This is a genomic window from Arenibacter antarcticus (assembly GCF_041320605.1).
GTDB classification, from domain to species: Bacteria; Bacteroidota; Bacteroidia; order Flavobacteriales; family Flavobacteriaceae; genus Arenibacter; species Arenibacter antarcticus.
Genome location: NZ_CP166679.1, coordinates 4,497,077 through 4,520,353, shown reverse-complemented (window position 1 = coordinate 4,520,353; position 23,277 = coordinate 4,497,077). Strand labels below are relative to the sequence as shown.

Here is a 23,277-nt window from a genome sequence, read left to right as displayed (position 1 = left end):
AGGGGGGTGCTTAAAGGAAGGTCAGATAATTTTGACACCACTTTAAGGCTAGTCCAAAAATTTGGCTTTTAATTCTGGGGTAGGCACCATACAGGCCTCCTTTTTCCCGTACCAGCGATAGCGATTTTTAGCAATATAATCGTACACCTTATTGCTGATACTTTCTGGGATCCATTCTAATGCAGCTACCAACCCCCAAACCCCACCAAAGGACTTTGCTATTTTTAATGCTGCGGTAGATTTGGTGTAATATGCCACTCCTGGTTCTATTAAAATTATAGAATCTACAGTTGAGGTATCAATATGGCGTTCTGAAGTTAATTTTCGTCCTATATCACTCTGGAGAGCGGCATATCTATACAAGTCGTCCTTGTCTCTTTGAATAACGTATTGGACAGCACCGTTGCATAAATTGCAAACACCGTCAAACAATAAAATCTTTTTTGAGCTTGTTTCCATTTAGCAAAGATACATTTGGCAATACTTAAAAACTAGATTTTAAAAACTATTCACCAAACTAAAAACCTGTGCCGATCGCGGCCAAGGAAACTTTATCGGTAATACTTAATCAATCTAGAGCCCTCTAGGGGAAGTAGTTCATTTTAAAAGCTACTTTCATTAAGCGTATGGGATGTCGATACCCATGGTTTATGGGCTACTTTTTCACTGCTTCTACCAATTCTAATTGGTCTACATTTACATTGGTAGTGAAAATACCATAATTTACAATGGCCTTATTTTTTTCCAGGTTATCTATACTGCCTACCGCCTTACCATCTATCATTCGCACACGATCGCCAATTTTAAAAACAGGACGGGGCATGTTTTTTTCCTTGACTTCGGCTTTCTTTTTTGCTACTTTTTTCTTTTCGCGGATCACTTCTACCTTTTTAATGACCTCTTGCTCTACTTTTGCTTTTTTCTCTTTTTGGGCCTTTACCTCAACTGTGGTTTGTTTTTTGCGCTTGCTGTTTTCTGTCTCTACGATTTTTAGCAATTCGGAAACCAAAGGCCGCTTCTTTTTATCTTCAAAATATTTCTCTGCAGCGGTATTTAATTTATTCCCCAAATAGATCATCCGCTGGTTATGGTCGTACAACTCCTGATAGTTCTCTAATTTGGATTTAATCTTGGAATTGAGATCTTCTAATTTTTGTGCCTCGGTCCTGGCCTTGGTCTCCTCCTCCTGAAGTCGGGAACCCGTTTTTTCCATTTTACTGCGTTCTTTTTGCAGTTTGGCAATGGTAGCATCAAAACGAACTTTGCCTCGTTCTATTTTCTTCTTCGCCTTGTTGATCAGGCTATAGGGGATGCCATTCTTTTGGGCCACTTCAAAGGTGAAAGAGCTTCCTGCCTGTCCCAAGACCAATTGATAGGTAGGTTCCAAGGATTTCCCATCAAAAAGCATATTGGCATTGGTAACATGGGGCAGTTCGTTGGCCAAAAGCTTTAAGTTTGAATAATGGGTAGTGATAACCCCATAGGCACCTCGCTCGTAAAACACCTCCAAAAAGGTTTCTGCCAAGGCACCGCCAAGTTCTGGGTCACTTCCGGTACCAAATTCGTCAATTAAAAATAAGGTCTTGTCGTTGCACTTTCGCAAAAAAGAGTTCATGTTCTTAAGTCGATAACTATAGGTGCTTAGGTGATTTTCAATGGATTGATTATCTCCAATATCGGTCAGTACATTATCAAACAAACACACTTTTGATCGTTCATGCACCGGAATCAATATGCCACTTTGCAACATCAGCTGTAAAAGCCCTATAGTCTTTAGTGTAATACTTTTCCCTCCCGCATTGGGCCCAGAAATAACAATAATCCTATTTTCGGGATGTAAGATGATGGTCTGGGGATAGGTCTTTTCCTTTTTATATTTATTGCTTAAAAATAGCAATGGATGGTAGGCATCTCTTAGATATAGCTCCTTATTTTCTGTAATTTCTGGTAAAAGGGCGTCCATTTCCAAGGCGTACTTGGCCTTGGACGCTGTAATGTCCATATAGGCCAGGAAATTTTGATAATCGTCCAAATGAGGGGCGAAAGGCCTAACTTGATTGGTTAGGTCGTTCAATATTTTCTGGATTTCTTCCTTTTCCTCAAATTCCAGATTGTTGAGCTCCCTGCTGTATCTTAAAGTAGCTTCGGGTTCTATATAGACAATGCTGCCTGTTTTGGAGGTTCCCATTACAGCTCCATTAACCTTCTTTCTGTACATGCTTTTTACGGCAAGCACCCGCCTGTTGTCTACAACGGATTCTTTTATTTCATCCAATAGATCGGCGGCCTGATAACTGCTGAGTGCAGTGGCAAAACTTTGATTTATCTTCACTTTTACCGTGCCCATCTGTGAGCGAATGCCCTGTAAATTATGGGAGGCAGTATTCTTGATTTCCCCAAATTTATCGATTACGTTTTCTATGGATTTTACAATTTCCGGGTATAAGGTTATCGATTCCGTAACGTGAAGGAGTAATGGATAGTATTCTTTAAACTTTGAAAAGAATTTTACATGGGTAGCTACAGAATTGCAAAGACTACCAATCCTTTTAAACCCTCCGATTTCTAAAGTGGTATTCTCAATCCTCAATAGTTTTAACTCTTGGTGTATAGCATCAAAATTATGATTGGGGATACTATTGTCATTGGAAAGAGAGGCTAAGTACTCCGAGGTTTGACCTAGAGTAGCCAACAGCTCCTCTTTGGATTCCAAGGGACCTACGGAAAGCACCTTTTCCTTGCCCATTTCTGTGCTACATCTAACAGAAAGTTGCTGGAGTACGGTATTGAATTCTAAATCTTGTAAGGTTTTGGAACTTATTTTTGTCATAGTACATTAAAAACATTCCAAAGGTAAGGAATAGGAGTGATATGAAATGCTATAAAAAGGGAAGTATAAGCAACAATTTTCTCGCTTTTAAATCCAGTTTCGCTGCTTTTAGTGATATGGAATTGGAATTAATATAATTTCTAAACAATATTTTTGGCATAGTAAGTGTTTAAGGGTTAGGTTAATTGGATGTTTAAATAGCATCAAATAGAAAACCAATAAAAATTGAACCATGAAAAATTCCAGATCAATACTTTGCTGTATAGGTGTTTTTACATTACTTATTTCATGTAGTGCTACCAACAACTTAACAATGGGCACTACCCAGCCTGCAGTCGTTTCTATTCCCAAAGAGGTAGCTACTATTGGTATTATTAATAGAAGTGCGCCATCGGAAAATAATCAATCTTTGGATAAAATAGATAAAATACTATCGGCCGAAGGCCTACATCTTGATGAAAAAGGAGGAGAGGCAGCCGTATTGGCCTTATCCGACGCTTTAATCAGGACAGATCTATTTACGGAAGTAAAAGTATTGGAAGGGACTCCCGAAATTAGAAAAGGCCTTAATATTCTTCCTACCACCCTTCCCTGGGACATAGTTGAAAAGCTTTGTGAAGAAAATGGGGTAGACCTTATTTTTTCATTGGAATTTTATGATACGGATACCAAGGTTTCTTACAGCGTAGGTACCTATGAATTCCCCAATCAACTTGGGCTAAAAGTATCACTACCTGGACATCAGGTTACTTTAAACACCCAGATCAATAATGGATGGCGCATCTATGATCCAAAGAATAGGGTAGTGCTGGACCAGTTTATATACTCTGATGGATTTATTGCTTCTGGAAAAGGGATTAACCCCATGAAGGCAGTGGAAGCCATAGCCCGTAGGAACGAAACTGTAATGGATTACAGCAAGAATATGGGCAATGCTTATGGATTGCGACTTTCCCCCCTTAGACATAGGGTAAATAGGGATTATTTTGTGCGGGGCACCGATAATTTTGAAGTAGCAAAAAGAAGGGCACAGACAGGCGATTGGATGGGAGCCGCCCAACTATGGGAACGGGAAGTGGGAAATCCAAAATCTAAAATCGCGGGAAGGGCATGTTATAACATGGCCATTATAAATGAAATTAACGGCGATTTGGAAACGGCAATGGATTGGGCCTCCAGATCATATACGGATCATAAGAATAAGGATGCACTTAGGTATTTAAAGATACTTGAATATAGGGCCGAACAAAATAGGGTGCTACAAGAGCAAGCCTCTCGATAACCAATTTGCTTCCACGACAATTATATTATTAGCTTGGATGTTCTAAGTTAGAAATAGTATAACCCAATGATCCCATTATAACATTCCATGAAAATTTCGGGTGGGAAAAAAATACAAGTCCATGCAGTTATGTGAAAATATGGGGGCCATTTAAAGCGACTGCATGGTGACCAATTTCTTATATACCCCATTTGCAGAAAGGAGTTCGGTGTGGGAACCGTGTTCTACAATTTCACCTTTTTGTAGTACTACAATGGTATCCGCATTCTGAATGGTAGAGAGTCGGTGCGCAATTACAATGGAAGTCCTGTTTTGCATCATTTTTTCCAGGGCATCCTGAACCAGTCGCTCACTTTCAGTATCCAGAGCAGAGGTAGCTTCGTCTAGGATCATTATAGGTGGATTCTTAAGTACGGCCCTTGCGATGGACAACCGCTGTTTTTGTCCCCCGCTTAATTTGTTCCCACTATCGCCAATGTTAGTGTTATATCCATTGGGGAGTTCTACAATAAAATCGTGCGCATTGGCAATTTTTGCTGCCTCGATAATTTCTTCCTCGGTAGCATTTTCCTTTCCTAATCCAATGTTATTTTTAACGGTATCATTGAAAAGTATTGAGTCTTGTGTTACCAGTCCTATTAAATTTCTGAGGGATTTTTTGGTGAAATCTTTAATATCGGTCCCATCAATTTGAATGACCCCTTCGTTAACATCGTAAAATCGGGTTACCAAATTGGCAATGGTACTCTTCCCGCTTCCAGACTGTCCTACCAGAGCTACCGTGTGTCCTTTGGGCACTACAAGGTTAAAGTGCTTTAATACGTACTCATCTTCGTATTTAAATGAGATATCCTTTATGGTGATTCCGGTTTCAAAGTTCTCTTTGGAAATAGCGTTGGTCTTTTCCACTATAGGGTTTTCGGTTTCCAAAATTTCCAGGACCCGTTCTGCAGCTGCATTTCCTTTTTTAACTCCAAAAGACGCCTTGCTAATAGATTTAGCGGGTGTTAATATGTTATAGGCTAATCCCATATAGGCGATAAACGATGAGGCATCCAAAGTCTTATCTATTAAAACCATTTTGCCTCCAAACCACAAGAGAACCCCGATTACTAAGATGCCTAGGAATTCTCCTGTCGGCGAAGCCAGGTTCTGCCGGTTCAATAATTTATTGGAAAAATCGAAAAACCTAAGGGTAGAAGTACTAAATGTTTTGTAAAACCTAGATTCGGCATTAAATGCCTTTATGACCCTGAGTCCACCTAAGGTTTCTTCTACAATGGAAAGAAATTCTCCCTGTTCTTTTTGCACTCGGTCCGATTTCTTTTTAAGTGATTTCCCGATTCTCGAAATAATCATCCCTGCAATGGGAATAAAAATAAAAACAAACAAGGTAAGTTCTGTGCTGATACCGAACATGATCAGAATCGTGAATAATATGGTCAACGGCTCCCTAACAATTAACTCCAACACGGAGAGGAAGGAATGTTGAATTTCAAGGACATCGGAGGTTATTCTGGCAATAACATCGCCTTTTCGCTTTTCTGAATAAAAGGAAATGGGCAGGCTTACTATTTTCTGATACATGCTGTTCCTTATGTCCTTCAGTACCCCATTCCTTAAAAAGGTTATGAAATACATCGCCAAATAATTAAAGAAATTTTTTAAGAGAAAAAGTATCAGAACCAAACCAATGACGAGGACTAGGCCTTTCATTTCATCGTCCCCAGAAAAAGCAGTTACCCTGTAATTGATATAGTCTTGTAGGTAATCCTTTAACTGTCCAAAACCGGTATAGATAGGTTCTTGCAATACTTTTTTCTCAGGCGTGAACAGCACGTCTAACATAGGGATTAACGCTGCAAAGCTCAGGGCGCTAAAAAGCGCGTATAAGATGTTGAAAAATATATTTAAAAATCCGTATTTACGATATGGTTTCGCAAAGCGAAGAATCTTTTTAAAGTACTCCATTAATCAATTTTCAGTTCATTTAAGATTCTATCAATCTTTGCATCTAATTGGGCGTCCACTTTTTTAAAGTCGGCCGCTTTTTCTAAGGGTGCATTGATGCTGAAATAGAATTTAATTTTAGGTTCTGTACCACTGGGCCTGGCCGCCATTTTGGTACCGTCTTCCGCGATGTAGATCAATACGTTAGATTTTGGAATATCAAGAGGAGTTATCTTGCCCGATGCTACATTCTTGGAGGTAGCCGTATTGTAATCTTCAACAGTGATTATTTTGGAACCGTCGATCGATTCTACGGGATTTTCCTTAAAATCAATCATCATTTGTTTGATTTCCTCGGCACCTTGCATGCCTTTTTTGGTAAGCGAGATTAACTTTTCTTTGTAAAATCCGTAGTCCACATAGCATTCTATTAAGTCCTTGTAAAAGGAACTGCCATTGGCTTTGGCGTTGGCTCCGATTTCACAGGCCAGCAGGGTAGAGGTAACCGCGTCTTTGTCGCGAACAAAGTCGCCGACCATAAATCCAAAGCTCTCTTCTCCGCCACCAATAAAGGGTTGTTCCGGGAAGTCCTTAATCATTTTAGCAATCCATTTAAAGCCTGTTAATGCGGTTTTGCACTCCACTCCATAAGCTTTGGCAAGTGAATCCATCATTGGGGTAGATACAATGGTGGAAGCAACAAACTCGTTCCCATTAATTCCTTTGGCCTTTCGCTGATCCAATAAAAATTTGGTCATCATGATCATGGATTGGTTTCCGTTCAGAATTTCCATCTTCCCTTCTAAATTCCGTACCGCTACTCCTAAACGATCGCAGTCGGGATCTGTTCCTATAACGATATCTGCGCCTATTTCCTCAGCCTTTTTTATAGCTATGGATAAGGCTTCGGGCTCTTCTGGATTGGGGGATTTTACCGTTGGGAAATTCCCATCTGGTTTTGCTTGCTCCTCAATTATGGTAACGTTTTTATATCCTGCTCTTTTTAATACTTCTGGAACCGCTGTTATAGAGGTTCCGTGAAGGGAGGTAAATACCACCTTATAGTTGTCCTTCTCCTTAGCGTTAAAGTTTCCGTTCTCAACGCAGGCATTTATAAAGGCCTCGTCTACTTCCTTGCCTATGAGTTTTATAAGTTCCTCTTTTGCTTCGAACTTAATATCTTCAAAAGCAAGGCTATTTATTTCTGCAATAATCTTTCCGTCCTGCGGGGGAACTATTTGTCCGCCATCGGTCCAATACACTTTGTATCCATTATACTCGGGTGGGTTGTGGGAAGCGGTCAACACAATACCTGCATGACAATTTAGATATCGTACGGCAAAGGAAAGCTCTGGAGTGGTCCGCAATTCGGAAAATAGATAAACCTGAATTCCGTTTGCCGAAAAAACTTCGGCTACCGTACGGGCTAAAGTATCGCTGTTATGCCTACAGTCATAGGCTATGACCACTTTAAGGTCGGTATTGGGATATGCTTTTTTAAGGAAGTTACTAAGTCCCTGAGTGCTTTTTCCCAAGGTGTATTTATTTATTCTATTGGTGCCAGCGCCCATTATACCACGCATTCCCCCTGTGCCAAACTCCAAATCCTTATAAAAGCGATCTTTTAATTCTTCAGTATTTTGCTCAATTAGAGTCTTTATTTCTTCTTTGGTCTTGGAATCAAAAAAATCGGTTAACCAGCTCTTGGCGTTATTTAGGATAGCTTCCATAGTTTCTTTGGATTGATTATATATTTAAAAATACGAAGAATTATTATTTATTAGGTTTAAGATTTACCTCTTCTGAAATAGTATACCGTGTTTCATTTTTTCTAGATCTCACCATAATTTCACCGAGAAAGCCGGCTAGAAATAATTGCGATCCTATCACCATGGCTATCAGGGCGATAAAGAACTGTGGGCGATCGGTAAGTAGTCTCCCGAAGGGGTTTAAAAATAATTTATCTATCCCAAGGTAAATGGCAAATCCAAATCCAATAGTGAACATAAGTACCCCGAGGGCACCAAAAAGGTGCATGGGCCTACGGGCAAATTTGGATACAAACCAGATGGTAATCAAGTCTAGGAACCCATTGATAAAGCGTTCCATGCCAAATTTTGTTTTTCCGTATTTCCGTGCTTGGTGTTGTACTACTTTTTCATCTATTTTGGAAAATCCTGCTGATTTCACCAATACGGGAATGTAACGGTGCATTTCACCAGAGACTTCAATGGTCTTTACCACATCTTTCTTGTAGGCTTTTAGGCCACAATTAAAATCGTGAAGGTGTACCCCAGAGGTTTTCCTAGCAGCCCAATTGAATAATTTGGAGGGAAGGTTTTTAGAGAGAATGGAATCGTATCTTTTTTTCTTCCAGCCAGATATAAGATCAAAACCATCCTCGTGGATCAATCTATAGAGTTCGGGAATTTCTTCTGGATTATCCTGTAAATCGGCATCCATGGTTATAATAACATCACCTTGAGCTGCTTTAAAGCCCGCATGTAAGGCTTGGGACTTTCCGAAATTTTTTAAAAACCGAATCCCCTTTACATTGGGATTGGTCTCTCCTAGTTGGGTTATTATCTGCCAGGAGCTATCCCAGCTCCCATCATCAATAAACAGTATTTCGTATAAAAAATGATTGGATTGCATTACGCGTACAATCCAATCATGTAGTTCTGTTAACGATTCTTCTTCGTTCAGTAAGGGAATTATTATAGATATATTCATTCGGTACTAATGCAAAATATTTTCAAAAGTACAAATTACTGAATAGTTTCCGTCTTTTTTAAAATTAAAGCTGGTATTAATGATAATACAGAACTGGCGACTATACTATAAATTAGCCCAAAAACAATTTGCATAGACGGAGTGGTGAATTTTTTGCCCACTTCCAATTGTGCATCCACTTGCTCTGGGGTCATTTTGGTAGTTTCTAAAAGTAAACCCTTTTGGTAGGTCATAGCTTTTTCCATCATCTCAGGATCTATTACCCCTGCCATCAACTGGTTAAATAATATACCGATGATACCACCTACAAGACCGATGCCTACACCAATTTTTACTCCTTGGGAAAATGACATAAAACCGTTGTTTGCCTTTTTAAACTGGATCATCCCTAGGATTATAATGGAAATAGTAATTATGAGACTTACAGCAAGAACCATCATGCCTCCCTGGTAATGCATATCCAAGGAAAATAGCATTAATGCAAATACAACGCTTATTGCACCGAGGATAAGGCCATAGGTTAAAGCGAATTTTCCCGTATTAGGTTTGTTAACTTCCATTTTTGAAAAGATTTAGTTGTTTTTTGGTTAGTATTGGTTTCACTATATTTGTTACAATTAAAGATAAGTAAATTTTATTTTTCTTTTTTGAGATTATAAATTGTTCATTTCAGAAAATTAACTAAATTTGCAGCTTGAAATCAAGAAGGAATTAACGTTTTTACAATGAAAAAAGATATACACCCAGCAAATTATAGATTGGTAGCCTTTAAGGACATGTCCAATGAAGATGTTTTTATTACCAAATCAGCCGCAGACACAAAGGAGACTTTGGATGTTGATGGAGTGGAATACCCCGTAATAAAATTAGAGATTTCTAGAACGTCTCATCCGTTTTATACCGGTAAGGCCAAATTAATTGATACGGCAGGTCGTATTGATAAATTCAAGAACAAATACAACAAATTCAAGAAATAATCTTTTTTTTTATAAAAAAGATAAAAAGTCACGCATAAGCGTGACTTTTTTTGTTTTAAATTAGTTGTATGAACTACATCCTCTTTGACGGTACCGTAAGAAAAGCATTGTTGCCCTTTACCTATACTAGGCCCGTTGCGGAAATTCGGATTGGTATTTTGACTATCCGAGAAAAATGGGAAAAGTATTTGGGAAGTACAACTACTACGATTACGGAGGACTATTTGTCGGAGAAATTCCCATTGGTGGAAATGGAAGATAATGTGTTAATCAATGCTTCCTTTTTGCCTAATGCCTCATTGGTGGAATTGGTTTCTAAACTGAAACAAAACGAGGTTGTTTTTTATAATGATGAGCTAATTGCCTTTTACGCTAAAGAAACACAGGAAGAAATAGATTTTTCCATTTATAGGCATATAAAGTATGAGGGTGATGTTTTACGGATAGAGAACACCTGGGATATTTTCTCTAAAAATGCCGAAGCTTTGCAGGCAGATTTCGACCTTATAACGGAAGGGAGGGAAAGTGCTCCAATTTCAAAAACAAACGACCTTATCTGTCCAGAAAATATATTCCTTGAAGAAGGAGCTAAAGTGGAGTTTAGCATTTTGAATGCTACGGACGGACCAATTTATTTGGGTAAGAATTCCGAGGTATGGGAAGGAAACCTTATCCGTGGAGGTTTTGCCCTCTGTGAAAAAGCAGTAGTGAAAATGGGAACCATGATCTATGGGGCCACTACCGTGGGACCTTATAGTAAAGTGTCTGGGGAGCTTAGTAATACCGTAATATTTGGATATTCCAGTAAAGGGCATGAGGGTTATTTAGGCAATTCCGTTTTGGGAGAATGGTGTAATATTGGGGCTAGCTCCAATAATTCTAACTTAAAGAACAATTATGCCAAGGTTAGATTGTGGAATTATGAAACCGAAACTTTTGATCAGACAGGATTGCAGTTTTGTGGGCTAATGATGGGCGATCACAGTAAAACGGCTATAAATACCATGTTCAATACGGGGACAGTGATAGGGGTAAATTGCAATATATATGTTCCCGGGTTCCCGAGGAACTTCATTCCTAGTTTTAGCTGGGGCGGAGCTACGGGTTTTAATACCTACCTTCCTGAAAAAGCATTTGAGGCAGCCAAAGTGATGATGGCCAGGAGGGGCGTAGAATTTAATGATATGGAGGCCAAAATCCTTACCCATGTCTTTGAGGAAACAAAAAAATGGCGTAACGAATAAGGCGGAACCGGTTTTAATAGAATTCTATGAATACACTAAGGGTATTCTAAGGGTAAATGTTAAGTTAAGCCGACATTATCACACAATCCTATCCGTTTTATGCCAAGATCTGCTGTAAAACCCACGATTTCCTTGTTCGTTATTTAACTATAACTTGCCGCAAGGTTTTGGATTATTGGTATATTTGCATCTCAATTAACAAGAATTTTAATGGGTACCAGATTGGAGTTCAATTTGGTGAAAGAGAGATGGATATGAAAAAAAAGGTCGCTTTCTACACATTGGGCTGTAAGCTCAATTTTTCAGAAACTTCTACGATAGCGCGTAACCTAACCGACGAGGGGTTTTTACGGGTTGATTTTACGGAGCGGGCAGATATGTATGTCATTAATACCTGCTCGGTAACAGATAATGCTGATAAACGTTTTAAATCCATTGTAAAGCAAGCGCAAAAAGTTAATCCAGATGCATTTGTTGCGGCAATAGGTTGTTATGCTCAGTTAAAACCTGAAGATTTGGCGGCTGTAGATGGGGTTGACCTTGTTTTGGGGGCTACAGAGAAATTCAATATCGCCGATTATGTAAACGATCTTTCTAAGAATGATTATGGGGAGGTGCACTCCTGTGAAATTGAGGAGGCTGATTTTTACGTGGGCAGTTACGCCATTGGCGATCGGACAAGGGCATTTTTAAAGGTGCAGGACGGTTGCGATTATAAATGTACCTATTGTACCATTCCTTTGGCGCGCGGGATATCCCGTAGTGATGTTTTGCAGAATGTATTGGACAATGCCAAGGAAATTTCGGAAAAAGGAATCAAAGAGATTGTCCTTACTGGTGTAAATATTGGGGATTACGGCAAGGGAGAATTTGGAAATAAAAAACACGAACACACCTTTTTGGACTTGGTAAAGGCATTAGATGGGGTTGATGGGATTCATCGCCTAAGAATTTCTTCTATCGAACCTAATCTGCTCAAAAATGAAACTATAGAATTTGTTGGGGGCAGCAATTCTTTTGTTCCTCATTTTCACATTCCATTACAAAGTGGTAGCGATGAGGTGTTAAAACTGATGAGAAGACGTTATTTAACCGATCTATATGTGGATCGGGTAAATAAAATAAAGGAAATAATGCCAGATGCTTGTATTGGGGTGGATGTAATAGTTGGTTTTCCAGGAGAAACTGAGGAGCATTTTTTGAAAACCTATAATTTTTTAAACGATTTAGATATTTCCTATTTACATGTATTTACCTATTCTGAAAGAGATAATACTAAGGCTGCGGAAATGGATGGGGTGGTTCCAAAAAGAGTTAGGAGTAAAAGGTCTAAGATGTTACGCGGACTTTCGGTGAAAAAACGGAGGGCATTTTATGAAGGACAACTGGGGACAACTCGTACTGTATTGTTTGAAGGTGAGAACAAGGAAGGCTACATTAATGGGTTTACTGAGAACTACGTAAAGGTAAAATTCCCTTGGGATCCCAATTTGATCAATACCTTACAAGTTGTGAAATTAAATGATATTGCGGAAGACGGATTGGTAAAATGTACCATAATGGAGCAGGTTGGCGCAACCGCACTATAAGTGTATTTGGCAGAGTTCTTTTCAAACTTTAGAAATAAAACAAGACCAAAAAAAACCTCTCGATAAGAGAGGTTTTATATTATATCCTAATCCCTACAGGGAGCATTTCCTTGTACTGTCTGTTTTTTCTCAAAAAGCCCGCAATTTCTGGACTGGTAGGTACTACACGTAGATTTTGTTCTTGTAAGTGGTTTAAAACACTTTTAATAAAATCTTCCTGAAATCCTATATCGATAATCTCCTCAGGAATAACTAGTTTCGTTAAAAATACCTTGCGTTCTTGGGAAGAGTACTCAATTTTAGCTAAATGACCATTGATATTAGCTTCAAATTGACGCAAGAAACTATTGTCCTTAATTTCTACTTCATTCATATAAATTGATTTTATTTATTCATTAGTTTTGGATTATAATGTTGAGAAATTATAATCGTAAAACAATAGTTAAAAATAAGTAGTGTTTAAAAAAAGCCGGACAGCAAATTTAATAAAAAAAATGTTATTTTCCTATTTATATAGCATATCCTTATTTTAATGACTAATAATAAAATACATGTGTATTTCGTACCCGGAATGGCTGCGAATATTTCAATTTTCGATAAGATACATTTACCTGAAGAAACCTTCGTCCAGCATTATTTGGATTGGTTTATTCCTAGTAAGGATATTAGCTTGGAAGATTATGCTTTGGAAATGTGTAAACATATAAAACATGCAAATCCGGTTCTTATCGGAGTTTCCTTCGGAGGCATTTTGGTGCAAGAGATGGCTAAACATGTATCCGTAAGAAAGGTAATTATTATTTCGAGTGTAAAAAGTAAGTTCGAATTGCCTAAGCGGATGATTTTTGCCAAATACACCAAATTCCACAAACTATTACCAACAGGATTGGTGAATAATATGGAGTTGCTGGCCAAATACGCTTTTGGGGAAGCGGCGACCAAGCGCTTGGCACTATATGAGCAATATCTGTCTGTAAGGGATAAATACTATTTGGATTGGTGTATAGATAAAATTGTGAATTGGCCACAATCCGAATGCTCAGAAAATTTGGTGCATATACACGGAGAGAAAGACCCCGTTTTTCCAATAGGACATATTAAGCAATGTATTTTGGTGAAAAATGGCACCCATACGATGATAATTCACAGATATAAGTGGTTTAATGAACACTTGCCCACAATTATTTTACAATAAGGGAGATGTATTTAATATCTTTGACATGTATAGGTACCCGTAGTGAAGAGTGGAGTGCCATAATAGTAGGGCTTAAAGCAATCTAAATAACAAGTATTAGAAATAAATAAAACGAGCTATATGAAAATTTTGAAGAATATTTTGATGATTTTGGGAGTGCTTTTTGTGGGCAGCACTTTGATTTTTGCTGTGCAAAGCAACAATAAGGAAATTGCGATGGCAGTGGAACCTGACAATTCCAAAGCAGTTACAAGCGACAATGCGGGATATCGTATTACAGCCATAGAAATTCCAGAAGATTTAAATTTTGCTGGAGAAGCTGTTCCTTTTGAGGATCCAGAAATTATGGAGCGTGTAGATCGGGAGTTTTTGGTGAATACCTACTGGCAGTCCAACGCCTTATTGCTGATGAAAAGAGCTCATAAGTTTTTCCCACTTATAGAGCCTATTTTGGCTAAAAACGGCATTCCAGACGATTTCAAGTATTTGGCCCTAGCCGAAAGTGGTCTTCAAAATGTAGTTTCCCCAGCAGGAGCAACGGGATTTTGGCAAATAATGAGTGGAACAGGCAAGGATTACGGATTGGAAATAAATAAAAATGTGGACGAAAGATACCATGTAGAGAAATCTACAGAAGTAGCGTGTAGGTACCTTATAAAATCTAAAGAAAGATTTGGAAGCTGGACTTTAGCTGCTGCAGCATATAACGCCGGACCAGCAGGTATTCAAAGATATATGGGGGTTCAGAAAGCTGATAAGTATTACGACCTTCTTCTTGGAGAAGAGACCGGACGCTATGTGTTCCGGATACTGGCGATTAAGGAGATTCTTTCAAACCCTGAGAAATATGGGTTTCATTTAGAACCTGAGGATATGTACTCTGCTGTGCCAACCTTTACCGTTGAAATTGACGAACCAGTAGCAGATTTTGCCGATTTCGCTCATCTGTATGAAATAAATTATAAAATTTTAAAGCGACATAATCCTTGGTTAAGAGAACCACACCTTAATAATAGCAGCAACAAGAAGTATACTATTGAAATTCCCAACAAAGGATATTATAAAATCTCCAAATAGATGTTCGACTTCCTAAAAGATAATATTTGGAAGATTCTTTTGGGAGTAAATTATTTATTGGTAATAGCCTTTTCAATTTTGATTGTTCTTAAGAATAAGAACCCAGTCAAAACACTTTCGTATATATTTGTTTTGGCCGTATTGCCTTTTGTGGGACTATTGGTGTACTATTTTTTTGGACAGGATTATAGAAAGGATAAGATATTTGAAAAAAAGTATATCCTAGACAATGATCGGTTAATTAAGTGGCGTAACAAATTTAGCCTGAACAAGGAGGAAAGGCAAGATTTAGAGGACCTTTTTGGCGAAGGGATACTCAAGATCTATCGCTTGTTGAGAAACAACGAAAATGCAGTTCTTACTTTTGATAATGAAGTGGAGATACTTATTAACGGGGAAGAGAAATTTAAGCAGCTCAGAAATGATTTGGCCCTCGCCAAGCATCATATACATATGGAATATTTTGTCCTCTTCGATAATGAATTGGGGAGCGAAATTATTAATATCCTATGTAGTAAAGCGGAAGAAGGAGTTTTGGTTAGGTTGATTTATGATGATGTAGGAAGCAGTATTTCTTCTAAGAACAAAAAGAAGCTTACAAAGAGCGGAGTGGAGCACTTTGCATTTCTCCCTGTTCTATTTTCCAATTCCACTAGCAAACTCAATTATAGGGATCATAGAAAGATTATAGTTATTGATGGACAGATAGGGTATGTAGGCGGAATTAATCTGGATCAAAAATATGATAATTCCTATGACAATGATAAATATTGGAGGGATACCCATCTCCGAATAATGGGGGGTGCGGTTGGTGCACTACAATCCTCCTTTGTTTTGAGCTGGAACTTTGTCTCCAAAGAGGAGCTGGAAATTGAGGAAATTCTTTTGCCTAAAAAGAAAGCAAATATCAAAAAACCAGTTGCCATCCAGATTGCGGCAAGTGGACCAGACAGTGATTGGGCAAATATTATGGAGGCTATATTTTGTGCTATCAACTCGGCTATGGATCGAATCCTAATCACAACACCCTATTTTATGCCCAACTCTTCTATTCTAACAGCGCTGACTACAGCAGCGAGGAGTGGAGTGGAGGTGAAGGTTATTATCCCCTACGAATCGGATTCAATGGCAGCTCAATACGCAACCGATTCCTATATAGAGGAGTGTTTAAATTCGGGAATCCATATTTATAGGTATAACAAGGGGTTTGTGCATGCCAAGACCCTGGTCATTGATGATATGTTCTCCAGTATAGGAACGGCCAATATGGACTATAGGAGCTTTTCCATGAATTTTGAAATCAATGCCCTCCTTTATAATAAAGAGGTCAATCAACAAATGGTAGAGCAGTTTAATCAAGACTTGCTAGATTGCGATGAGGTTACTCTAGAGCGATGGGAGAATAGAGGAATACTGCGAAAGCTTAAGGAATCTTTTAGTAGGTTGTGGGCGCCGTTAATGTAATATGCAGGTAGATATCCATTTATAAACCAATTGCCAATACAAGACTAAGGAAGTCTTGTATTGGCAATCATAAATGCAATATGGATTATTTTTTCTACACTGGAAACTGTGGATTACTAGTGTGAAATACGATTGTTATTTCTAAATAATATGTAGCGTTTCATGCTATCTAATTACTATATCTTTTTCATTTGCTGTTGCATCATTTTAATCTGATCTGTAAGCATATTCTGTTTGTCCAGTTTTTTGGCTTCGTTTAGCAGAGTAGTAGCTTCTCGCTTTCTGCGTTTTTGCATAGCAATACCAGCGAGGCTCAATTTCGCCATAGCCACATCATAATCCATATTAAGGCCTAATTTAAGAGCCTTTTTAAAATATTTTTCCGCCTGAGTAAGATTGGTCTGGGAGAAAATTATTCCGTTAAGGTAGTTGTAGTACCCATGTTGTTTCTGGGTTAGTGCACCTTCTGGGTTTTTAATCTTATCCAACCATTTTTTTGTGCCTGCAAGGTCCTGCTTCCTCATTTTTAAGAAGGCCAAAAGAATAATTTCGTTCCTAAAGTAAAGAAATACAAAAATAGAAGCCAAAAAGATCAGGGAAATTCCGTTTCCTATGTTGCCTTCTACAAATTGGTATACCGCATAAGCAATTATTAACGCAGCAATGATCAGCTTAAAGTTTTTGTTGAACATGTTCCTTTTTAATTAATTCGTAAGTTATTTTAGATTTTATAGTAGTGGGCAATTCCTGATCGCCTAATTGCACTAAGTTGGATACTCCAGTTGAAATTCCTTCCACAGTCATCTTAATAATGAAACCTGTATTGATATTGGAGATAATCCTTGTGTTTTGAGTTCCCTTTAGTTTCATGGTGGTGTTGGGATCCTTATTATACACGGTAACATTGGCCTTGCCATGTATAGTTGCTTTTTGGTCCGCAATTCCTATCAAGGTCCAAGTGTTGGTTGTCGTTAATTTTCCGTTATAGGAATTTTTCCACTTATCGTTGATGCTTACTTTCTGGATCGGATATATAAAGGTCATCTGTTTGTAGCTATTGGACAGAGCTTCTGACCCAAACTCCTTTTTTAAGGAATTTTTCATCAAGTTAATTGCAAAATCGTCTTTAAGTCCAGAGGCATTTGCCATTTTGGACACAAGGCTATCCCCGCCTTGTACTTTAAGGATATCTCCAGTTTTTGACAATATTAATTTCACCGGGTTCTCCAAAATAGTATTGAATATTTTAGATTGAATATCCCCTTGAATAACCTCTTTGGCCTTCACATTCATTAATTCCCCCTCAATGCTAGAAGTTATGATAAGATTTAAATCTTTAAATGTGAGTGCTATTTCGTACCCCTGCGCTACCTCAGATAGTACTCTAAACTCCAAAACACCGTCAATGTGATTGGTAATTACATGGGTGGCTCCATCTAATTCCTGTGTAATGATTTGCTCGGCTTTCTGTTTTACCTTATAGATATCTCCTTTTTTTAAATGATATGCCAAGGTCACTTGCCCTAAGCCCGCTATGTGCCAAAGGGTAAAAACAGATAAAATAACAAAGCGCTTCATGTTAATAATTGATTCTCGTTAAGCCGTTGCAAAAGTAATAAAATAGAACGGGCATGTAGGTGGACAATTCTAAAAAAAATATTTTTTTAATTAGATTTGTCAAAGCAAAAACTCTTTGTATATTTGCAGCCGGATTTTGTCTAAGACTTTTACAAAATTCCAATGCCAAATAATTGTCAATAGAAACTTAAGTAGATCATAAAAATAGGCCACGATGAGCAAAAGAACATTTCAACCATCAAAAAGGAAGAGAAAAAACAAACATGGTTTTAGAGAACGTATGGCTACTGCCAATGGTAGAAAAGTTCTAGCTAGAAGACGTGCAAAAGGAAGAAAGAAATTATCTGTATCTTCTGAACTGAAGCATAAAAAATAATGGGAATATTGTTTTTTAAAATTTCAAAGGTGTTACTTTTTACAGAGTAACACCTTTTTTTTGACCAATTTGTTTTATATTTTTAATACTCACTATAATGCCCAAAAGAAAAGATTTAAACTCTATTTTAATTATTGGTTCTGGTCCCATCGTAATAGGTCAGGCGTGTGAATTTGATTATGCTGGTACACAGGCACTTCGGTCCTTAAGGGAAGATGGAATAGAAACAGTACTGATTAATAGTAACCCAGCGACGATCATGACGGATCCTACTATGGCCGATCATGTATATTTAAAACCCTTGACTACCAATTCTATTCGGGAAATATTGGAAAAACATCCCAATATAGACGCCGTATTACCTACTATGGGTGGTCAGACCGCATTAAACCTATGTATAGAGGCGGATAATAAGGGAATTTGGGAAGAGTTTGGAGTGAAGATCATTGGGGTAGATATAGATGCTATCAATATTACTGAAGATCGCGAAAAATTTCGGGAACTTATGCTTAAAATTGGGATTGGTATGGCGCCACAGGCTACTGCAACCTCTTTTCTGAAAGGGAAGGAAATTGCCCAGAAGTTTGGATTCCCATTGGTAATTAGAGCTTCCTACACCTTAGGAGGTGCTGGAGCATCTATTGTGTATAAGCCAGAAGATTTTGACGAGATGCTTTCCCTTGGACTCGAAATTTCACCTATTCACGAGGTCATGATAGATAAGGCCTTAATGGGATGGAAGGAGTATGAATTGGAACTACTACGCGATAAGAATGATAATGTAGTTATCATCTGTACCATTGAAAATATGGACCCCATGGGAATCCATACCGGTGATTCTATAACCGTTGCACCGGCAATGACCCTATCTGATAGCACTTTCCAAAGAATGCGAGATATGGCCATTAAAATGATGCGGAGTATCGGGGATTTTGCTGGTGGCTGTAATGTTCAGTTTGCCGTAAGTCCGGATGAAAAGGAAGATATTATTGCCATAGAGATCAATCCTCGTGTATCACGTTCTTCAGCCTTGGCCTCCAAAGCTACTGGTTATCCCATTGCAAAAATTGCCGCTAAATTGGCAATTGGTTACAACTTAAATGAACTTAGCAATCAGATTACCAAGTCTACTTCTGCCTTGTTTGAGCCAAGTTTAGATTATGTGATTGTTAAAATACCGCGATGGAACTTCGATAAATTTGAAGGATCGGATCGTACGTTGGGACTTCAGATGAAATCTGTTGGTGAGGTTATGGGAATAGGCCGATCTTTTCAAGAAGCCTTGCACAAAGCTACGCAATCCTTGGAAATTAAAAGGAACGGACTGGGTGCAGATGGAAAAGGGTATACCAATTATGATGAAATTATACAAAAACTTACCGTACCAAGTTGGGACCGTGTATTTGTAATCTACGACGCCATACAAATGGGGATTCCGCTTAGCAGGATCCACGAGATCACCAAAATTGATATGTGGTTCCTTCGTCAGTATGAAGAACTTTATCAGTTAGAGAAAGAAATTTCCAAATACAGTATAGAATCACTTCCAAAGGATCTCTTGTTGGAGGCTAAACAAAAAGGTTTCGCCGATAGGCAGATTGCCCATATGGTAGATTGCTACGAAAGTGAGGTATACAACAAACGTGTTGCCCTAAATATTAATAGGGTCTATAAGTTGGTGGATACTTGTGCGGCAGAATTTGAGGCAATGACCCCGTATTACTATTCTACCTTTGAAGCTGAAATAGAAAAACCGGACGGCACAAAATATGTGCAGAACGATAGCGTGGTAAGTGATAAGAAAAAAATTGTGGTACTTGGTTCTGGACCAAATAGGATCGGACAAGGGATAGAGTTTGACTACTGTTGCGTACACGGCGTGTTGGCTGCAGCCGAATGTGGGTACGAGACCATTATGATCAATTGTAACCCAGAAACTGTATCTACCGATTTTGATGTTTCGGACAAGCTTTATTTTGAACCTGTTTTCTGGGAACATATCTATGATATTATTAGACACGAAAAGCCTGAAGGGGTTATTGTGCAATTAGGAGGACAAACCGCGCTTAAACTTGCAGAAAAGCTAGATAAATACGGTATCAAGATTATTGGGACAAGCTATAAATCACTAGATCTAGCAGAAGATCGTGGAAGTTTTTCCAATCTTTTAGCGGAAAACAATATTCCATTCCCACAATTTGGAGTGGCCGAAACTGCAGATGATGCACTGAGGCTTGCCGATGAGTTGGATTTCCCGCTTCTAGTACGACCTTCTTATGTGTTGGGTGGACAAGGAATGAAAATTGTCATCAACAAAGAGGAGTTGGAAGCGCATGTAGTAGATCTTTTAAGAAAGATCCCCAACAATAAATTATTGTTAGATCACTACTTAGATGGTGCTATCGAAGCGGAAGCAGACGCTATTTGTGATGGAGAAGATGTTTATATCATCGGGATTATGGAGCATATAGAGCCTTGTGGAATACACTCGGGCGATTCCAATGCTATCTTACCACCTTTTAATCTAGGTGAATTGGTTATGCAGCAGATAAAGGACCATACCAAGAAAATAGCCTTGGCCTTAAATACAGTAGGTTTAATCAATATACAATTCGCCATTAAGGAGGATGTGGTGTATATTATTGAAGCCAACCCTAGAGCCTCTAGAACGGTACCTTTTATTGCAAAAGCGTATAAGGAACCTTATGTAAACTATGCAACTAAAGTAATGCTAGGGGAGAAAAAAGTTAAAGACTTTAATTTTAACCCTAAATTGGAAGGTTTTGCAATTAAGCAACCAGTATTCTCATTTGATAAATTCCCTAATGTAAACAAGAACTTAGGGCCAGAGATGAAGAGTACTGGAGAAAGTATTTTGTTTATCGATAGTTTAAAGGATGATCAATTTTACAACTTGTACGCTAGGCGTAAAATGTATTTGAGTAAGTAAGCTTGCCATTACATTTCCGTGGGGCTGTCCCCAGATAATAAAAAACTCCTTTGCCCAATATAGTGGCAAAGGAGTTTTTTTATCTCAAAATGCAATTTATTTTTTTATCAAATATTACTTGATAGCTTTTTTAAAGCCTTCTACACCACCTACCACAGGGATTACAAGATTGGTGTTGGCCAAGTCTATTGTTAATTCGGTTCCCGGTTCCGGCCAAAGAGTAAACTCCCTATCACTGGAAAAAATCATTAATCCTATTTGCTGTCCTAGGGGAATAATTTGATCATCTGGCATTAAATTAAAGGAAACCTCATAAAATTCTCCTGGATTTAACGGTTCACCCTGGGTTAAGGAGCTGTGATTTTGAGGGTCGGCCCAACCTCTGGTAATAATGTTATCGGTAATCTTGGCATTATGGGCATTGTTCCATGGAAGGGAGACCAACCAAACGGACAGGTTGGCCGCGGTTTTAGTACTTGCTAGTGAAATGGTTACTTTTGCTGTTCCGGAAATATGAAGATCTTGGGATAATTTAGGAGTTACATAAAGTAGCCGGTGATCTGTATTTTCTGCCTGCGCTAATACAGCTCCCGAAAATGAGTAGTTATCAATTAGTTTTTCCTTTCCTTTATCTATGGATTTATCTAGGGATAGTCCTCCTGTGGCTGGCGCTCCTTTTTCTAAATACAAGGTTACCGGTAAAGCTTGGGGATTTGGATATTCAGCATAGGGTGTTGGTTGGTCTCTAGCATCGTTTTCGCGAACTATCCATGCCTTAGCATCGTTTTCCACACCGTTTTCAATTCCGTGTAAATAACGGCTGAACCATCGGTTCATCATCGTTAATGGTGGCTCTCCACCGTGACCATTTTGATGGTAATACGTTTGTACAGGCAGCCCCTTTTCCTTAGCGGCCTTATAGATCCTATAACTGTGTTCTGGCATCACGTTCCAATCGTTAAACCCATGCGCCATCAATAGGGCGGCTTTCATCGGTCCCATTTGATTTAAATAATCGCGTCCGGCCCAGAAATCGTTATAGTCCCCCGATATCCTATCCATTCCATTTTTCATCTCTATATCCCTTACATTAGCATTGTTATAAGGACGTTTGCTTTCATCACCGCTATGTATAAAATCGTATAATACATCTATATCCTCTCCAAGATAGCCCCCTGGCGACCTTACTAGTCCGTTAGATCTGTAATAATGATAGTAGGAGGTGTTTGGAGCGATCGGAATGATTGCTTCTAATCCCTTTACTCCCGTTGTTGCCGCTGCCAAGGGCAGGGTTCCGTTATAACTGGTACCGGTCATTCCTACTTTGCCTGTAGACCAATTGGCCTTCACCCTTTCCTTGCCATAGGGTTCCGTATATCCTTTTGCGCGGCCACATAGCCAATCTATAACTGCTTTGGGGGCCAAAGATTCGTTCTCTCCACCAACGGTAGGGGACCCTTGTGAAAGACCTGTTCCTGGTGAGGAGGAGTGGACCACGATATAGCCTCTAGGGACCCAGGTATCGATATGGGAATTAGAGATAATGGGTCTTTTTCCAGTACGGACTACCTCGGGGTGAACCCGTGGGGGAGCAGGTTCCCCTAGTTCATGCCTTACATCCCAAAAACTTCCTTCCAAAAAGGGAGCTACACCAGCAAAATAAGGACTGGTGATATATATAATTGGCAATTTTAGATTTTCGGTATCTGTTTGATAAGGCCTTGTAACGGCAACATGCATACGGTCTTTTTTTCCATCGCCATCAGTATCAAATTCGGTTTCAACCCAGAGGTCGTGCCGTATCCATTTTGTGGCATCTTTAAATTCAGGTACAATCTGGGCTTCTCCATTTTCAAATACCGGGAGAGTTTTTTTAGCTTGCGAAACCTCTTTTGTCTGGGCATTTACGAGGCATATAATCCCAAAAATAAAAGAGAGACAAAGAGTGAGGTTAACTTTTTTGTTCATAGTGTAAAAATTAAATATTTAGTAGTCGAGTATTTTAATAAAACTATTTAAAACCTTGTTTTTA

19 protein-coding genes are annotated in these 23,277 nt (G+C 38.7%); 9 read left to right on the top strand and 10 right to left on the bottom strand.

Annotation, left to right across the window (positions count from 1 at the left end; genetic code table 11):
- Positions 1-48: 48 nt before the first annotated feature.
- Both KCTC52924_RS18595 and KCTC52924_RS18590 read right to left on the bottom strand, forming a co-directional pair.
- Complete coding sequence (locus KCTC52924_RS18595; RefSeq protein ID WP_251807867.1) at positions 49-459, bottom strand: thiol-disulfide oxidoreductase DCC family protein; 411 nt, start codon at positions 457-459, stop codon at positions 49-51.
- A 196-nt stretch (positions 460-655) separates the two neighbouring features.
- Positions 656-2,830 carry an endonuclease MutS2 gene (locus tag KCTC52924_RS18590; protein WP_251807866.1) on the bottom strand — a complete coding sequence of 725 codons (2,175 nt, stop codon included), beginning with the start codon at positions 2,828-2,830 and terminating at the stop codon, positions 656-658.
- A gap of 232 nt (positions 2,831-3,062) precedes the next feature.
- On the opposite strand from KCTC52924_RS18590, the gene KCTC52924_RS18585 reads away from it, so the two are divergent.
- Positions 3,063-4,112: a DUF6340 family protein gene (locus KCTC52924_RS18585; RefSeq protein WP_251807865.1), complete on the top strand. Its 1,050-nt coding sequence runs from the start codon at positions 3,063-3,065 to the stop codon at positions 4,110-4,112.
- A 150-nt stretch (positions 4,113-4,262) separates the two neighbouring features.
- Here KCTC52924_RS18585 and KCTC52924_RS18580 read toward each other — a convergent pair whose 3' ends face one another.
- The 4 genes from KCTC52924_RS18580 to KCTC52924_RS18565 are packed head-to-tail and all read right to left on the bottom strand — an operon-like array spanning position 4,263 to position 9,355.
- Entirely contained in the window at positions 4,263-6,083 is a 1,821-nt protein-coding gene (locus KCTC52924_RS18580; protein WP_251807864.1) for an ABC transporter ATP-binding protein, read from the bottom strand.
- Entirely contained in the window at positions 6,083-7,792 is a 1,710-nt protein-coding gene (locus KCTC52924_RS18575; RefSeq protein ID WP_251807863.1) for a phospho-sugar mutase, read from the bottom strand. The genes KCTC52924_RS18580 and KCTC52924_RS18575 overlap by 1 nt, the downstream gene beginning before the upstream one ends.
- A gap of 43 nt (positions 7,793-7,835) precedes the next feature.
- Positions 7,836-8,795, bottom strand: coding sequence for a glycosyltransferase family 2 protein (locus KCTC52924_RS18570; protein WP_251807862.1), 960 nt, complete (start codon positions 8,793-8,795; stop codon positions 7,836-7,838).
- A 35-nt stretch (positions 8,796-8,830) separates the two neighbouring features.
- Complete coding sequence (locus tag KCTC52924_RS18565) at positions 8,831-9,355, bottom strand: DUF4199 domain-containing protein (RefSeq protein ID WP_251807861.1); 525 nt, start codon at positions 9,353-9,355, stop codon at positions 8,831-8,833.
- Positions 9,356-9,520: 165 nt separating this feature from the next.
- Between KCTC52924_RS18565 and KCTC52924_RS18560 the strand changes: the two genes are divergently transcribed.
- The 3 genes from KCTC52924_RS18560 (at position 9,521) to mtaB (ending at position 12,605) form a co-directional block, all read left to right on the top strand.
- A complete protein-coding gene (locus KCTC52924_RS18560) occupies positions 9,521-9,772 on the top strand; it encodes a type B 50S ribosomal protein L31 (protein ID WP_251807860.1) in 252 nt (83 codons plus the stop codon).
- A gap of 68 nt (positions 9,773-9,840) precedes the next feature.
- The gene (locus KCTC52924_RS18555; protein WP_251807859.1) at positions 9,841-11,016 is read left to right on the top strand and encodes a GlmU family protein; all 1,176 of its coding nucleotides are present in this window, start codon (positions 9,841-9,843) and stop codon (positions 11,014-11,016) included.
- Between the two features lie 254 nt (positions 11,017-11,270).
- Positions 11,271-12,605: a tRNA (N(6)-L-threonylcarbamoyladenosine(37)-C(2))-methylthiotransferase MtaB gene (gene mtaB / locus KCTC52924_RS18550; protein WP_251807858.1), complete on the top strand. Its 1,335-nt coding sequence runs from the start codon at positions 11,271-11,273 to the stop codon at positions 12,603-12,605.
- A gap of 79 nt (positions 12,606-12,684) precedes the next feature.
- On the opposite strand, the gene KCTC52924_RS18545 is transcribed toward mtaB, so the two are convergent.
- Positions 12,685-12,978, bottom strand: a complete 294-nt coding sequence (locus KCTC52924_RS18545) for an N-acetyltransferase (RefSeq protein WP_251807857.1) — start codon at positions 12,976-12,978, stop codon at positions 12,685-12,687.
- A 159-nt stretch (positions 12,979-13,137) separates the two neighbouring features.
- On the opposite strand from KCTC52924_RS18545, the gene KCTC52924_RS18540 reads away from it, so the two are divergent.
- The 3 genes from KCTC52924_RS18540 to cls all read left to right on the top strand — a co-directional run bounded on the left by KCTC52924_RS18540 (position 13,138) and on the right by cls (position 16,341).
- Positions 13,138-13,800: an alpha/beta fold hydrolase gene (locus KCTC52924_RS18540; protein ID WP_251807856.1), complete on the top strand. Its 663-nt coding sequence runs from the start codon at positions 13,138-13,140 to the stop codon at positions 13,798-13,800.
- A 120-nt stretch (positions 13,801-13,920) separates the two neighbouring features.
- Complete coding sequence (locus KCTC52924_RS18535) at positions 13,921-14,877, top strand: lytic transglycosylase domain-containing protein (protein WP_251807855.1); 957 nt, start codon at positions 13,921-13,923, stop codon at positions 14,875-14,877.
- Positions 14,878-16,341, top strand: coding sequence for a cardiolipin synthase (cls, locus tag KCTC52924_RS18530; protein WP_251807854.1), 1,464 nt, complete (start codon positions 14,878-14,880; stop codon positions 16,339-16,341).
- Between the two features lie 176 nt (positions 16,342-16,517).
- Here the strand turns inward: cls and KCTC52924_RS18525 are convergent, their stop codons facing one another.
- Positions 16,518-17,033, bottom strand: coding sequence for a DUF2892 domain-containing protein (locus KCTC52924_RS18525; protein ID WP_251807853.1), 516 nt, complete (start codon positions 17,031-17,033; stop codon positions 16,518-16,520).
- Complete coding sequence (locus KCTC52924_RS18520) at positions 17,014-17,919, bottom strand: DUF6263 family protein (protein ID WP_251807852.1); 906 nt, start codon at positions 17,917-17,919, stop codon at positions 17,014-17,016. The genes KCTC52924_RS18525 and KCTC52924_RS18520 overlap by 20 nt, the downstream gene beginning before the upstream one ends.
- Before the next feature lie 214 nt (positions 17,920-18,133).
- On the opposite strand from KCTC52924_RS18520, the gene rpmH reads away from it, so the two are divergent.
- Positions 18,134-18,295 (top strand): 50S ribosomal protein L34, encoded by a 162-nt coding sequence (gene rpmH / locus KCTC52924_RS18515; protein WP_026809253.1) that lies wholly within the window; start codon positions 18,134-18,136, stop codon positions 18,293-18,295.
- Between the two features lie 97 nt (positions 18,296-18,392).
- Positions 18,393-21,245, top strand: coding sequence for a carbamoyl-phosphate synthase large subunit (gene carB / locus KCTC52924_RS18510; protein WP_251807851.1), 2,853 nt, complete (start codon positions 18,393-18,395; stop codon positions 21,243-21,245).
- Between the two features lie 114 nt (positions 21,246-21,359).
- Here the strand turns inward: carB and KCTC52924_RS18505 are convergent, their stop codons facing one another.
- Positions 21,360-23,213, bottom strand: coding sequence for a Xaa-Pro dipeptidyl-peptidase (locus KCTC52924_RS18505; protein WP_251807850.1), 1,854 nt, complete (start codon positions 23,211-23,213; stop codon positions 21,360-21,362).
- Between the last annotated feature and the right edge of the window lie 64 nt (positions 23,214-23,277).

Excerpts from the sequence above, each read along its gene's own strand:
- KCTC52924_RS18595 (WP_251807867.1), bottom strand. The coding sequence starts at position 459 with ATGGAAACAAGCTCAAAAAAGATTTTATTGTTTGACGGTGTTTGCAAT.
- KCTC52924_RS18575 (WP_251807863.1), bottom strand. The coding sequence starts at position 7,792 with ATGGAAGCTATCCTAAATAACGCCAAGAGCTGGTTAACCGATTTTTTT.
- KCTC52924_RS18525 (WP_251807853.1), bottom strand. The coding sequence starts at position 17,033 with ATGTTCAACAAAAACTTTAAGCTGATCATTGCTGCGTTAATAATTGCT.
- KCTC52924_RS18560 (WP_251807860.1), top strand. The coding sequence starts at position 9,521 with ATGAAAAAAGATATACACCCAGCAAATTATAGATTGGTAGCCTTTAAG.
- KCTC52924_RS18520 (WP_251807852.1), bottom strand. The coding sequence starts at position 17,919 with ATGAAGCGCTTTGTTATTTTATCTGTTTTTACCCTTTGGCACATAGCG.
- KCTC52924_RS18535 (WP_251807855.1), top strand. The coding sequence starts at position 13,921 with ATGAAAATTTTGAAGAATATTTTGATGATTTTGGGAGTGCTTTTTGTG.
- KCTC52924_RS18580 (WP_251807864.1), bottom strand. The coding sequence starts at position 6,083 with ATGGAGTACTTTAAAAAGATTCTTCGCTTTGCGAAACCATATCGTAAA.
- KCTC52924_RS18545 (WP_251807857.1), bottom strand. The coding sequence starts at position 12,978 with ATGAATGAAGTAGAAATTAAGGACAATAGTTTCTTGCGTCAATTTGAA.
- KCTC52924_RS18590 (WP_251807866.1), bottom strand. The coding sequence starts at position 2,830 with ATGACAAAAATAAGTTCCAAAACCTTACAAGATTTAGAATTCAATACC.
- KCTC52924_RS18555 (WP_251807859.1), top strand. The coding sequence starts at position 9,841 with ATGAACTACATCCTCTTTGACGGTACCGTAAGAAAAGCATTGTTGCCC.
- KCTC52924_RS18540 (WP_251807856.1), top strand. The coding sequence starts at position 13,138 with ATGACTAATAATAAAATACATGTGTATTTCGTACCCGGAATGGCTGCG.
- rpmH (WP_026809253.1), top strand. The coding sequence starts at position 18,134 with ATGAGCAAAAGAACATTTCAACCATCAAAAAGGAAGAGAAAAAACAAA.
- carB (WP_251807851.1), top strand. The coding sequence starts at position 18,393 with ATGCCCAAAAGAAAAGATTTAAACTCTATTTTAATTATTGGTTCTGGT.
- mtaB (WP_251807858.1), top strand. The coding sequence starts at position 11,271 with ATGAAAAAAAAGGTCGCTTTCTACACATTGGGCTGTAAGCTCAATTTT.
- cls (WP_251807854.1), top strand. The coding sequence starts at position 14,878 with ATGTTCGACTTCCTAAAAGATAATATTTGGAAGATTCTTTTGGGAGTA.
- KCTC52924_RS18570 (WP_251807862.1), bottom strand. The coding sequence starts at position 8,795 with ATGAATATATCTATAATAATTCCCTTACTGAACGAAGAAGAATCGTTA.
- KCTC52924_RS18585 (WP_251807865.1), top strand. The coding sequence starts at position 3,063 with ATGAAAAATTCCAGATCAATACTTTGCTGTATAGGTGTTTTTACATTA.
- KCTC52924_RS18565 (WP_251807861.1), bottom strand. The coding sequence starts at position 9,355 with ATGGAAGTTAACAAACCTAATACGGGAAAATTCGCTTTAACCTATGGC.
- KCTC52924_RS18505 (WP_251807850.1), bottom strand. The coding sequence starts at position 23,213 with ATGAACAAAAAAGTTAACCTCACTCTTTGTCTCTCTTTTATTTTTGGG.